This window comes from Mesorhizobium sp. M8A.F.Ca.ET.202.01.1.1 (assembly GCF_004791595.1).
Lineage (GTDB): Bacteria > Pseudomonadota > Alphaproteobacteria > Rhizobiales > Rhizobiaceae > Mesorhizobium.
In genome coordinates this window covers 645,902-658,646 of the sequence record NZ_SRUN01000001.1, presented here as the reverse complement: position 1 = coordinate 658,646, position 12,745 = coordinate 645,902, and the positions used below count along the sequence as shown (strand labels likewise).

The window sequence follows — 12,745 nt, the reverse complement described above, 5'->3', positions numbered from 1 at the left end:
GTCACGCCGCCGCCGCAACCGTTCGTCCGAGCCCGCCATGCAGATCGAGGCAGCGGGTGAACCATTGCGCCACCACGTCGCTGTCGTCGAGCAATTTGTAAGGCGTGGCGATGCGTGCCCATTGCAGCGCGCCGAAGACGATATAGTCGGCAAACAGCGGCGAGGCGCCGCCGATGAAAGGCTGGTAGCTCAACATGGAGCGCAGCGGCTCCAGCGCTGCCCGGAAGGTTGCCAGGCCGGCGTCGCGTGCGGCGGCGACGTCCTCCAGCCGCTTGCCGAAGCGCTGCTCCCGGCTCTGGCGGAAATACGAGGCGTTCTCTTCGTCTTGCATGGCATGAAGGTCAACGAGCGCCGCGGTGGTAACATAAGGGTGGATGGTCAATTGCGACCAGCGTTCGATGAAGCGCGCCATCGCCTTGCCGCCTTCGCCGCCAAACAGCGTCGGGCGATCCGGATAGGTCTCATCGAGATAGAGCGCGATGGCGAAGGAATCGATGACGACCTTGTCGCCATCGCGGATGACCGGAACGGTTTTTGAGACACCGCCTTCGATGGCCGGCACTTCGAGAAAACGCGTCGGCGCGGTCGAGATATCAAGTCCCTTGTGGGCCAGCGCCATCGTTGCCTTCCAGCAATGCGGACTGAACGGGCGGCTCTCGTCATGTCCGACCAGGTCGTAAAGCAGAATGGTCATTGGCGTCGGCCCCTTCGCGGTCTAGGTATCGCCCCGAAACCCGAAACGGGCGCGGCGGGAGAAAAGATGAAACAGCACTTCATGATGTTTGCGGCCTACAATCAATGGGCCAATGGCCGCATCTATGATGCCGCCGACGATCTGAACGATGAGGAATTCAATCGCGACGTCGGCGCTTTCTTCGGTTCGCTGATGGGCACGCTCAACCACCTGCTCGCCGCCGATCGCATCTGGATGAAGCGCTTCACCGGCGAAGGCATCGCGCCGACGACATTGGACGCCATATTGCACCGGGCCTTGCCCGTCTTGAGGACCGCGCGCGAGGCGGAGGACCGGCGGATGATCGACTGGCTCGGCGGCCTGGACGACAAAGCGCTGTCGGGTCGCTTCACCTATATGACCGTTTCGGATATGCGCACCGTCTCGCAGCGCCTGGCGCCGGCGCTGGCTCATGTCTTCAACCACCAGACCCATCATCGCGGCCAGGCGCATATGATCCTGACAGTTCTGGGCCGCCCCTCCGTGCCGCTCGATCTGGCGCATTTCCAGCGCACCGAGGAGGGAAGGGCTTTCGCCTGATCCACATGGTTTTCGTTTTGAATTCGGGGCGAGCGTTTGGCGCGGACTATCGCCGCATTTTTTGCCGTAGCATGGCTTTTACGTCCGGCCACTCGGAATCAATAATGCTGAACCGGACGGAATTGCGTTTCCGGCCGTCCGGCATGATCCGTTCATTGCGAACGATTCCTTCCTGTTTTGCTCCTATTGTCAAAATGGCCGCTCTCGACGCGTCGTTGAGTTCGTCGGTGGTGAATTGCACGCGGACACAGTTCATGACCTCAAATGCCTGAATCAGGAGAAGATATTTAGCCTCGGTATTAACCCCCGATCGCTGGACCGAATTGCCGAGCCACGTGTGCCCAATCTCCAATTTTCTGTTCGCGATCGATTTTCCAGAACCGCGTACTACCGCAAATCAAGCCCGTGGCGCGGAGGACGATTGCGTATGGCATGACAGTCCCGGCCTGTCGTCCAGCCAGGGCATTGGCAATATAATCATCGATCGCGTCTGGCCCTGGAACCACGGTGGCCTTCAAGTTCCATAGCTCGCCATCTGCGGCTGCACTCAAAAGCGCTGCGGAATGCTCTGGCTGCAGGGGGCTGAGTTCAACGATATCGCCGACCAAGGCGGGTTGCCTGGATTGGACGCCGCCCATTAATCGATGATCCCTGTTTCTCTTGCCTGCAGTCATCGAGCGACAAATGAGGACCGATCCGACTTTCAGACAGCTTCTGAAGCCAAGCCCGCAATTTCGTTGTCCAGCTGGCGTTGCGTCATGGCCGCTTCCGCCATCACCCATTGCTTGAACAGCAGCATCTTGCGTGCGGCAAGGCCCTTGTGCGGCGAGACGAAGTACCAACCGGCCGTATTCGGATGATGTACGGCAAAGGGAGCGACCAGCCTCTCGGCGCGGATATCGCTGGCCATATAGGCGCGGTTGGCAACGGCAAAACCCATTCCGGCATTGGCCGCCTCGTAGGACATCATGCACGAGTCGAAATAGATGCTCTTGGTCTCGCTGAGCACAAAACTGGCGCCGGCGAAACCAAGCCAGGATTGCCAGTTCTGCGTGCAGGTGTCGGAATGCAGCAGCGTGAAGTGCTTGAGGTCGTCCGGTGTCACCTTTGACACCGGCTTGTCGCCGAGAACCTCGTGGAACAATTTGCGGCTGCACACCGGTGTCAGGTCTTCCTGAAACAACAGGTCGGATGGCAGCCCGTTGAAGTGGCCGTCGCCGTAGCGGATTTCGAGATCGAATTCGGAAGTCGTGAACTCGTGCGTCGCGTACGAGGTCGAAACCCGCATCACGATATCGGGGTGTTGCTGCTGGAACAGCGGCAGGCGCGGAAACAGCCAGCGCGCGGCAAATGTCGGCAGCACCGATATCTTCAGCACATGTTCCTGTGATTGCCCGGTCGCTTCCATGCTGGCGGCGACAATCCGCTCCAGCGCCTCACGAACGCGCGAGACATAGGTTTCGCCCTCCGGTGTCAGCGACACCGCATTGCCGCCGCGCTGGAAAATCTTGAAGCGCAACTGGTCCTCCAGGCTCTTGACGCGCTGGCTGACCGCCGAAGCGGTGATGAACTGCTCTTCGCCGGCACGCGTGAAATTCCCGTGCCTCGCAGCACTCTCCACGATTTTCAGCGAATTGAGGTTGACCTGACTGAGCAGACGCACGGCTTTCGACCTTAAGCTGGGCTTAGGGTAGCACTAGCATTCCTAATTTTACAGGGGGGGCTAATTTAATCGACTGTTAACCAAGTGTTTGCCCCCCACTTGGAGAAGTACAATGAACGCACATACCGTACCCGAACTGCGCTATGCGATGAGCCGCGAGGCCATTATCGGCCACGAAACCGCCTGGAAAGTGTCGAGCTTCGGCGTTGCGCAGTATCGGCATGGCTATGATCCGGCTCTGCTTGCCGCGATCGAGGAGGCCGCCCTGAAGCTCAAGGCCAGCCATGCCGTGCACAAGCACCTCGATCTGACCTTCATCACAGGCGCGGACCGTTTCATTCCCGAAATCAAGGAGTTGCTGAACGACAAGTTGCGCCTGGAACGGCTGTCCGACATGATGGGCACGAAGCTGGAGCCCTATCCGCTGTCGATCGTCGGTTCGACAGTCACCTTCATGAATCCCAGGGATGGCGCCGTCGAATGGCATTGCGACGGCGTTCCGGTCACTGAGCTCATTCCGCTGTCGATCAGCGATCCGCTGGTCGGCGGCCATCTCGAAATCTATTGCGACGATTCCGAGACCGGCCGCGCCATCCTCGAATCCGGCCGCGAGATTCCGCGCAACCGCATCATGCGCATCGATCACAAGATGAACTATGCGACGCTCGGGCAGTTCCTCGGCGTCCTGCATCGTACGGCGCCGATCCAGTTCGGCGAGCGCGTCACGCTGGTGCTCAACCAGCGCTCCGTGGCCAAGCCCTATGTCGACGACAACAGGATGTTCTACCTTGCCGCCGACAACGATCACGACCGCGAGTGGGTCAACGAGCTGGCCGAAGATGTGTGGCAAAACCAGCTGCCGGCCTATCGCCGGTTCGAGGCCGAACATCCGACGCCGGCCCCCGCCGAAGCGCCGGTTCCGGGTGGAGCCAGGGAGTCATGGTAGCGACCCATGATCCCGAAAAGTGGAGACCGGTTTTCGGACGGGATCATGGTCGAACGCAGAGATAGGGGCCTATGCCGATTCCTTCTGCATGGATCGGGCTCGATATCCGCGCTGGTCTTCGCTGCCGGGGCGGTGGCGTTGTGGTCGACAAATGCGCTGGTCGGCAAGTCCCTGCTGGCCAGTCACCCGGTGTCGCAGGTGCAGTTCCTGCAATTTGTAGGGGCCGCCCTGGTCTTCGCGGTCATCCGGTCGATGAGCCGCGAGAAAGCCGCGACGACCACGGCAAGCACCGCGCTGGTGCCGCTCGCGGTCGGCTTTATCGGTCTGGTCGGCACCATGGTGCTGCAATATATCGCCTTTGCCTCGATGCCGGTGATCGAAGCCAATCTCGTGGCCTACACCTGGCCCTTGATGGTTGCCGCGGCAGTGATCGCTTTCGACAATCCCCGGCGTCCGGCCTTGCTGGGCATTGCCGCGGCCCTTGGCTTCGTCGGCGTCGCGCTGGTGATTTCGGGAGGGCGTGACCGCACCTGGTTCCAGGGTGATCTCGCCGGCTATTCGGCCGCATTCGGGTCCGCGCTGTGCATGGCTTTCTATTCGGTGATGGTGGGGCGGCTCGCCACGTCGCCGGACCGCCTGTTGCTGCCCTCGTCGCTGGTCGGCGTCGCCTTGACGCTTGTATGGTCCGCTCGCGAAGGCGTCGCCTGGCCCACCGGAGTGGATCTGGTCCTCGGGCTTTATCTCGGCGCTGGCCCGATGGGGCTGGGTTATTACTTCTGGTCACGCGCCTTGAAGCTCGGAGGCAGCGGCAAGGTGGCTGTCGTCGCCTATCTCACGCCGATTGCTTCGACGCTGCTGTTGACGTTGTCCGGCGAACGGCTGACGACCACCGCCATTGCCGGAGCCATTCTCGTGATCGGCAGTTGTGTCGCGGTCGGTCTGGAGCGTTCGGAGGCGCAAGACTATGTTTGATGACAATGAACGTCTCGCCAGGCAGGAAGCGCATTGGCTGATCAAGGAATTTGGCGCCGAGGCACCGCTTTACGCCGCAATGAAGGCCGAAAAGGCGATTGAACAGAAGGATTTCGGGCGTTGTGCCCGCTGGAAGCGTATTCTTGAGATATTGGCCGACAGCCGCCCAACCAAGTCTGCCACCTCCAAGTATTAGATTTTCTAATTTGCACGACGTCGATTTCTCATAAAAGTAGTTGATGCCAAGTCTTGATTCGTTTTGGGATTTGGCGGCCCGTTGGGGGGCGCGGTTAAAGAGATACATCGACAAAAGTCTTTACTGGGGTAGATGACTTTGTCGCAGATAGGGTGAAAGAATTGTCAAATATCGAGGATAAGACCGTTATCGAGCTGACCGCCGATATTGTCTCGGCCTATGTAGGCAACAATCCGCTTCCGGCTTCCGGCCTGCCTGACCTGATTGCCAGCGTCAGCGCCTCGGTCCGAAAGCTGGCTGGTGCGGCCGTCGTGGAAAGCCCGAGCCTTGTTCCGGCCGTAAATCCGAAAAAGTCGGTGTTTCCCGACTACATCATCTGCCTGGAGGACGGAAAGAAGTTCAAGTCGCTCAAGCGACACCTCAGGACGGACTACGGTTTGAGCCCGGATGACTATCGGGCCAAATGGGGCTTGCCGCCGGACTATCCGATGGTCGCGCCGAATTACTCGGCGACCCGGTCGGCGCTGGCGAAATCGACGGGACTTGGCCGCAAGCCGGTCGCTGCGCCGGCGGTCGTGGCCAAGGCGACAAAGCGTGGCAAGGCCACTGCCTGAGGCCTTGCTGGCCGGTATCGCAGGTCACTGATCGGCTGCTCTGGCGGCGCATTGTGCGCGCCGTTTCCAGGCCTTGTGCGGCCAACTGGCCCGCAAGGTCTTGCGAAGCGTTGATGTCCAGTGCAAAAGCGCGGCCATGCTTATCATCAATGACCTTTCACTCCGCATGGCGGGGCGCTTGCTTCTCGACCACGCCTCGCTCACCTTGCCGGCCGGCACCAAGGCCGGTCTCGTCGGCCGCAACGGCACCGGCAAGACGACGCTGTTCAAGGCCATAACAGGCGATTTTCCCTCCGAGACAGGCTCGATCAGCCTGCCGAAGAATACGCGCATCGGCCAGGTGGCGCAGGAAGCGCCTGGAACCGAGGACCCGCTGATCGAGATCGTGCTCAAGGCCGATCTCGAGCGCACGGCGCTGCTCGAAGAAGAGAAGACGGCGACCGATCCGCACCGCATCGCCGACATCCACATGCGGCTGGCCGACATCGATGCTCATTCGGCCGAGTCGCGCGCGGCCACCATCCTCGCCGGCCTCGGCTTCGACGACGCCGCGCAGCGGCGTCCGGCCTCGTCCTTCTCCGGCGGCTGGCGTATGCGCGTGGCGTTGGCCGCCGTACTGTTTTCCGAGCCGGATCTCCTGCTGCTCGACGAGCCGACCAATTATCTCGACCTCGAAGGCACGCTGTGGCTGGAAAACTACGTCTCAAAGTATCCGCACACCGTGCTCCTGATTTCGCACGATCGCGATCTGCTCAACCGCGCCGTCAACTCGATCGTTCATCTCGACCAGAAGAAGCTGACCTTCTGGCGCGGCGGTTACGACCAGTTCGAGCGCCAGTACACCGAGCAGAAGGAGTTGCAGGAAAAGGGCCGGGTCAAGCAGGAAGCCGCCCGCAAGCATATGGAATCCTTCGTCGAGCGGTTTCGCGCAAAGGCCTCCAAGGCAAGACAGGCGCAGTCGCGCATCAAGGCGTTGGAAAAGATGAAGCCGATCTCGGCCATCGTCAACGACACGGTACGGCCGTTCTCTTTCCCCCAACCTGTGAAGACGGTGGCCTCGCCGATCGTTGCGCTGAACAACGTCAATGTCGGTTATACCGAGGGCCAGCCGATCCTGAAGAAGATGACGCTGCGCATCGACGCTGACGATCGCATCGCGCTGCTCGGCGCCAACGGCAACGGCAAGTCGACCTTCGCCAAATTGCTGTCGGGTCGCCTGAAGCAGGAAACCGGCACCATGACGGTGGCGCCCGGGCTGAAGGTGGCGATCTTCGCCCAGCACCAGCTCGACGATCTGCGTCCCGAGGAAAATGCCTATGAGCATGTCCGCCGGCTGATGCCCGAGGCGCCGGAATCCAAGGTGCGCGGCCGCGTCGCCCAGTTCGGTCTCACCACCGAGAAGATGAACACGCCCGCCAAGGATCTGTCCGGTGGCGAGAAGGCGCGCCTTCTGATGGGCCTGTCGGCCTTCGAGGGGCCGAACCTGTTTATCCTCGACGAGCCGACCAACCATCTCGACATCGACAGCCGCGAATCGCTGATCCATGCGCTGAATGAATTTCCCGGCGCCGTCATCCTGATCTCGCACGACCGCCATCTGCTCGAGGCTACGGCCGACCGGCTGTGGCTGGTCAAGGATGGTGCGGTCAATCCCTATGACGGCGACCTCGAGGACTACAAGACGCTGGTGACCGGCGTCTCCGGCGACCGTCGCGGCAAGCGCGAGGCCGACAAGGCGTCAAAAGCCGATCGCCGCCGCGACGCGGCAGCGCGCCGCGCCGCCTTCGAGCCGCTGGCCAAGGAAATCCGCGCCACCGAGGCGCTGATGGACCGCATCCGCAAACGCATCGACGGCATCGAGGACGAACTGTCCAACCCGGCGGTCTACGAGAAGGATCCGTCGACGGCGACCAGGCTCGCCAAGGAACGCTCGCAGCTTGCCCAGACGCTGGCCGGCCATGAGGAAAAATGGCTGACCATGTCCGCGGAATATGAGGAAGGGACGGCGGAGTAGAGCTAATCTCCCCCCTCGTGGGGGAGATGCCCGGCAGGGCAGAGGGGGGCGCTGTCCCGCCAACCTGCCGGTCTCTTTGCAATCACCATCGCCAACTTCGGTGGCACATTGATTGGGCTCGATAGGCCGCGATCCTTCGCACCCCCCTCTGTCCTGCCGGACATCTCCCCCACAAGGGGGGAGATTGGCTAATCATCTGGCCCTACACGCCACCGTCAAAACCCGCTAGACAAATGGCATGAACCAGCACGCGAAGCTCCGTATCGGCCATTCGGCCTGTCCGCATGATTGCCCGTCGACCTGCGCGCTTGAGGTCGAACTGCTTGATGGCAACCGCATCGGCCGCGTCCATGGCGCCAAGTCCAATACCTATACGGCCGGGGTCGTCTGCGCCAAGGTCGCCCGCTATGCCGACCGCGTCCATCATCCCGACCGTTTGCTGAAGCCGCTGGTGCGCAAGGGCGCCAAGGGCGAGGGCGTCTGGCAGGAGGCAAGCTGGGAAGCCGCACTCGACCTCGTTGCCGAGAATTTCATCGCGGCCGAGGAGAAGTACGGATCGGAGACGGTCTGGCCTTACTATTACGCCGGCACGATGGGGCTGGTGCAGCGCGACGGCATCGACCGGCTGCGGCATGCGAAGAAGTACTCGGGCTTCTTCGGCTCGATCTGCACCAATCTCGCCTGGACCGGCTGGATGATGGGGGCGGGCGCCTTGCGCGGTCCCGATCCGCGAGAAATGGCCAAATCCGATTGCGTCGTGATCTGGGGCACCAACGCGGTGGTCACGCAGGTCAATGTCATGACCCACGCCATCAAGGCGCGCAAGGAACGCGGCGCGAAAATCGTCGTCATCGACGTCTATGAAAACGCCACCATGAAACAGGCCGACATGGGCCTGGTGCTGAAGCCCGGCACCGACGGCGCGCTGGCTTGTGCTGTCATGCATGTCCTGTTCAGAGAAAGCCTGGCCGACCGCGCCTATCTCGAAAGATACACCGACGACCCTCTGGGCCTTGAAGCGCATCTGCGCACCCGCACGCCGGAGTGGGCGGCTGATATCACCGGTTTGACGGTCGCCGAGATCGAGGCCTTCGCCCGGCTCGTCGGCACGACGAAAAAGACTTATTTCCGGCTCGGCTACGGCTTTGCGCGCCAGCGCAACGGCGCCGTCAACATGCATGCGGCGTCATGCATCGCCGCGGTCACCGGCGCCTGGCAGTATGAGGGCGGCGGCGCCTTCCATTCCAATTCCGGCATCTTCAAGCTCAATCAGGATGTGCTGGAAGGCTCAAGAATGCGCGATCCCTCGATCCGCTATCTCGATCACTCGCGCATCGGCCCGGTGCTGACCGGCGCCAGCGACGCGCTCTACGGCGGACCGCCGGTGACGGCCATGCTCATCCAGAACACCAATCCGGTGAATGTCGCGCCCGAGCAGCGGCTGGTGAAGCAAGGTTTCCTGCGCGACGATTTGTTCACCTGCGTGCACGAGCAGTTCATGACCGACACGGCCAAGCTTGCCGATGTCGTGCTGCCGGCGACGATGTTCGTCGAGCATGACGACATCTACAAGGGCGGCGGCAACCAGCATATCACGCTCGGCCCCAAGCTGATCGAGCCGCCGGAAGGGCCGCGCACCAACCATTTCGTCATCGAGCAGCTGGCCCAGCGCCTCGGCGTCGCCGATCGGCCGGGCTTTGGCCTCACCGAGCAGCAGCATATCGACATCATCCTCGGCAAGCGCGGGCTGGGCAGCTTCGATTCCTTGAAGGAAGAGAAGTGGGTCGACCTGCAGCCGGATTTCGAAACCGCGCATTTCACCCGGGGCTTCGGCCATGCGGACGGCAAATTCCGCTTCCGCGCCGACTGGACCGGGCAGGCGGCTCCCAACCGGCCGCCGAAGAGCATGGGCCTGTTCGGCCCGGTGGCGCGGCTGCCGGAATTTCCCGATCATGTCGACCTGATCGAGGTGGCCGACGAAGCGCATCCGTTCCGCCTGACGACTTCGCCGGCGCGCAACTTCCTCAACTCGACCTTTTCCGAGACACCGGTTTCAAGGGCGAAGGAAGGCCGCCCCGAACTCCTGCTGCATCCCGACGATGCGGCGGCTCTCGAACTTGCCGACGGCGACCGTGTCGAGATCGGCAACATGCGCGGCGAGGTGGTGCTGCACGCCAGATTGTTCGACGGCATCAAACGTGGCGTCGTGATCGCCGAAGGCATCTGGCCGAACAGCGCGCATGAGCGCGGCGAGGGCATCAACGTGCTGACCGGCGCCGATGCCCCCGCGCCCTATGGCGGCGCGGCCTTCCACGACAACAAGGTGTGGTTGCGCAAGGCAAGGGAGCTGGCGGCATAGCCGGCCAAGGATTTCCTGGTCGTGCATCTGGTGACGCAGCAACAAAAGCAAAAATATTGGCCGCGCGCCGCACATGGCTGCGAAGATAATATTGTTGAGATTTTAGCGGAGATTATGTATCGCGAAAATAACTAGTGATTAGAAATAATTTAGCTTTGAGATGGGGCGTACATCAAGTTCATTTGCAAGAAATTTTGAAATATTTTTTATATGATTGTTGAATGAAATAGAAATGCCCAGATGAAAAACTGCGAAAAAAACGAGGTAGAAAACCATATCGGGTGCATTTTTATTGGCTATTAGGAGACATATCCATCCAAAAAAAGCCAAAATTAAAGCTGGATACGATATCCATGTCCCGCTATTAACAAATGATCCATGTATAAATTTATCACCTTCACTTTCAATAAATTTTGCCTTAAAGGTTGTAATGTTTCTGTATACTCCCGCTTCAATCCAGAATTTCTTATTGACGTTGTCTAAAAGCGCTCTGCTTATCAAGCTACCGTGATTTTCATTCGCATCAGAAAGTCTAAAAAATAGATCTTTTTCTGATGTCTCATATTTGAAATCTCCGACCATTCTTGGGAAGGCCAAAAGTCTTAGGAAGCTGCTATGTTTGAAAGGTTCCATGAAGCTCCGCTTGGTCTTATTTACCAGATACGAGGTCCCGCATAAATTCCCAATTTAAGGCTACGATTTTGCACCTGAGCTTTGCAACGCCCTTTAGTCGGCTTTGCGCCAGCTCACCCAATATTCCGGCTCTTCCGGTCCTGGCAGGCGTTTTTCTCATTCGACCGTAAATCCTGCTCCGGTTAGGGCCGCCACGGCCCCAACCAGGATCTCTCCAACATGACGGGGCTTGTCGCCGCCAAGATCGCCGGCATGATGCTGAAGACAGCACCGGCCGCTGATTGAGAGACAACAAGCGCAGCCGAGGCGCGGAAAGTCACACTGGCAGGAATTCGGCCACCTTTTTCCTGTTCAGCCGGTGCCGGATGTCGTCGGCGATCGACTGGGCCTCGATCCCGATTTCGCGCAGCAAGCCGGTGACGGCGTTGTGGAAACCAACAAGGTAGAGGCCGAGGTCCGAAGCTTGCGCGGTAACGCCGCTGCGATCCGGCTGGATGCCGGGGTCCAGGAATTTGGCATAGCCCGGCCGGTAGCCGGTGGCGAAGAGGATGGCGTCGAATTCGCCGTGGCCGCCATCGACAAAACGGGCACCGCGTTCCGAGATTTCGGCGATGTCGGGCGCCACCTTGATCGCGCCTTCGCGGATCTTGCCGATAGTGCCGACATCGATCACCGGAATGCGCGACGCAAGGGCGATCTGTTGCAGCAATCCCTGCTTCGGCCGTCTGAGCCCAAATTTCTCCAGCCTGCCCAGCACAAGGTCGAGAATGAGGGGGAACAGGGCGTCATTGATGCGCCGCGGCCCGAGCCGCGTCGCCATGCCGACCATTTGGATCGGCACGCCGAACAGTTCGCGCGGCACGATGTGAACGCCGTCGCGCACCGAGATCGTCGGCCGGGCACCGCCTTCCGCCAGATCGAGCGCGATCTCGGCACCGGTGTTGCCCATGCCGACGACCAGCACCGACTGGCCGGCAAAAGGCGTAGCGTTGCGGTAGTCCGCGCTGTGCAGCGTCTTGCCCTTGAAGGCGTCGATGCCGGCAAATTTGGGCAGCAAGGGCTCGGCATTGTAGCCGGACGCGATCACCACATGCCAGGCACGTAAGGCGCCGGACGTCGATTCCACCCGCCAGCCGCGGCCCTCCCGGGTGATCGCTCGCACGGTTTCGCTGAAGCGGGGCTCGAGGTCGAAACGCTTCGCATAGGCGTCGAGATACTCGACCACGAGATGGCGCGGCACATAGCGCGGATAATCCTTGGGGAAGGGGACGAAGGGCAGCGAAGAGTAGCGTTTGGTCGTATGCAGATGCACGCGATCATAGTGACGCCGCCAGGCCGGCGCGGCCTGCTGCTCCTTTTCGAGCATGACAAAATCCACTCCGGCTTGCCGCAGGCACGCGGCAACCGCCAGGCCCGCTGGCCCGGCACCGATGATCGCGACCTTCGTGGTTTCGTCCATGCGCGCCTCGCTCGCTAATTCGCGATCCTGAGAATGTCAGAAACGTGGCAGGGGTGCCACGGGCTCATCCAGGCAAGGGCACCGTCAACCCGACCTTGACGCGGTCCATGGCGACGAAGGTGCGGAACTTCCGCACATTGTTGCTGCCGAAGAACAGTTTTCGCGTCAGCGCCTCATAGGCGCCCATGTCGGCTACGGTGATGACGAGGATGAAGTCGGCCTCGCCGGTGACATAATAACATTGCTGCACTTGCGGCTCTGCCGAGAATTGCCGCTTGGCCGCATCGATCAGTTCGGTGCGTTCGCTCTCCAACTCGACCTCGACGAAGATGGTGATGGGCCGGCCGACGGCCGCCGGCTCCACCACGGCGACGTTGCCGGCAATGACGCCGGTCTGTTCCATGCGCTTGATGCGGCGCTGCACGGCCGGCGCCGACAGGTTCACCGCCTCGCCGATCAGCCGTTGCGGCGTCGTATTGTCCCGCTGCACGATGGCAAGGATGGCGAGATCGAAGCTGTCGAGGGAGACCGGCGACTGCGGCATTGGCGTATCCTGACGAAACAAACTTGCATTTTGAGAGCCGAATTACAGCGCCTTTTGCGCATGTCCTGCAAT

13 protein-coding genes are annotated in these 12,745 nt (G+C 60.7%); 7 read left to right on the top strand and 6 right to left on the bottom strand.

All coding sequences use genetic code 11. The features are described 5' to 3' along the window. Nucleotide 1: 1 nt before the first annotated feature. On the bottom strand, nt 2-694 hold the full coding sequence (locus EN845_RS03550; protein ID WP_127279524.1) for a glutathione S-transferase family protein: 693 nt from the start codon (nt 692-694) through the stop codon (nt 2-4). 66 nt (nt 695-760) lie between these two features. Between EN845_RS03550 and EN845_RS03545 the strand changes: the two genes are divergently transcribed. Continuing rightward, the gene (locus EN845_RS03545) at nt 761-1,273 is read left to right on the top strand and encodes a DinB family protein (RefSeq protein WP_127279523.1); all 513 of its coding nucleotides are present in this window, start codon (nt 761-763) and stop codon (nt 1,271-1,273) included. 46 nt (nt 1,274-1,319) lie between these two features. On the opposite strand, the gene EN845_RS36735 is transcribed toward EN845_RS03545, so the two are convergent. Beyond that, a complete protein-coding gene (locus EN845_RS36735) occupies nt 1,320-1,625 on the bottom strand; it encodes a GNAT family protein (protein ID WP_348631093.1) in 306 nt (101 codons plus the stop codon). A gap of 351 nt (nt 1,626-1,976) precedes the next feature. Next, nucleotides 1,977-2,936, bottom strand: coding sequence for a LysR substrate-binding domain-containing protein (locus EN845_RS03535; protein ID WP_127279521.1), 960 nt, complete (start codon nt 2,934-2,936; stop codon nt 1,977-1,979). Nucleotides 2,937-3,048: 112 nt separating this feature from the next. Here EN845_RS03535 and EN845_RS35300 point away from each other — a divergent pair, with 112 nt between their 5' ends. From EN845_RS35300 to EN845_RS03500, 6 genes are all read left to right on the top strand, one after another. Then, on the top strand, nt 3,049-3,882 hold the full coding sequence (locus EN845_RS35300) for a hypothetical protein (protein ID WP_167531202.1): 834 nt from the start codon (nt 3,049-3,051) through the stop codon (nt 3,880-3,882). Nucleotides 3,883-3,927: 45 nt separating this feature from the next. Continuing rightward, the gene (locus EN845_RS03520; RefSeq protein ID WP_127871456.1) at nt 3,928-4,854 is read left to right on the top strand and encodes a DMT family transporter; all 927 of its coding nucleotides are present in this window, start codon (nt 3,928-3,930) and stop codon (nt 4,852-4,854) included. After that, nucleotides 4,847-5,050 carry a hypothetical protein gene (locus tag EN845_RS03515; RefSeq protein WP_127871457.1) on the top strand — a complete coding sequence of 68 codons (204 nt, stop codon included), beginning with the start codon at nt 4,847-4,849 and terminating at the stop codon, nt 5,048-5,050. The genes EN845_RS03520 and EN845_RS03515 overlap by 8 nt, the downstream gene beginning before the upstream one ends. 161 nt (nt 5,051-5,211) lie before the next feature. Continuing rightward, nucleotides 5,212-5,664: a MucR family transcriptional regulator gene (locus EN845_RS03510; RefSeq protein WP_127871458.1), complete on the top strand. Its 453-nt coding sequence runs from the start codon at nt 5,212-5,214 to the stop codon at nt 5,662-5,664. 136 nt (nt 5,665-5,800) lie between these two features. Next, nucleotides 5,801-7,678: an ABC-F family ATP-binding cassette domain-containing protein gene (locus EN845_RS03505; RefSeq protein WP_127871459.1), complete on the top strand. Its 1,878-nt coding sequence runs from the start codon at nt 5,801-5,803 to the stop codon at nt 7,676-7,678. A gap of 238 nt (nt 7,679-7,916) precedes the next feature. Then, nucleotides 7,917-10,037, top strand: a complete 2,121-nt coding sequence (locus tag EN845_RS03500; RefSeq protein WP_127871460.1) for a molybdopterin oxidoreductase family protein — start codon at nt 7,917-7,919, stop codon at nt 10,035-10,037. A 138-nt stretch (nt 10,038-10,175) separates the two neighbouring features. On the opposite strand, the gene EN845_RS03495 is transcribed toward EN845_RS03500, so the two are convergent. From EN845_RS03495 to EN845_RS03485, 3 genes are all read right to left on the bottom strand, one after another. Next, a complete protein-coding gene (locus tag EN845_RS03495) occupies nt 10,176-10,670 on the bottom strand; it encodes a hypothetical protein (RefSeq protein WP_127871461.1) in 495 nt (164 codons plus the stop codon). A gap of 316 nt (nt 10,671-10,986) precedes the next feature. Continuing rightward, a complete protein-coding gene (locus EN845_RS03490) occupies nt 10,987-12,129 on the bottom strand; it encodes an NAD(P)/FAD-dependent oxidoreductase (protein ID WP_127871462.1) in 1,143 nt (380 codons plus the stop codon). 64 nt (nt 12,130-12,193) lie between these two features. Then, nucleotides 12,194-12,673 (bottom strand): Lrp/AsnC family transcriptional regulator, encoded by a 480-nt coding sequence (locus EN845_RS03485; RefSeq protein ID WP_127871463.1) that lies wholly within the window; start codon nt 12,671-12,673, stop codon nt 12,194-12,196. Between the last annotated feature and the right edge of the window lie 72 nt (nt 12,674-12,745).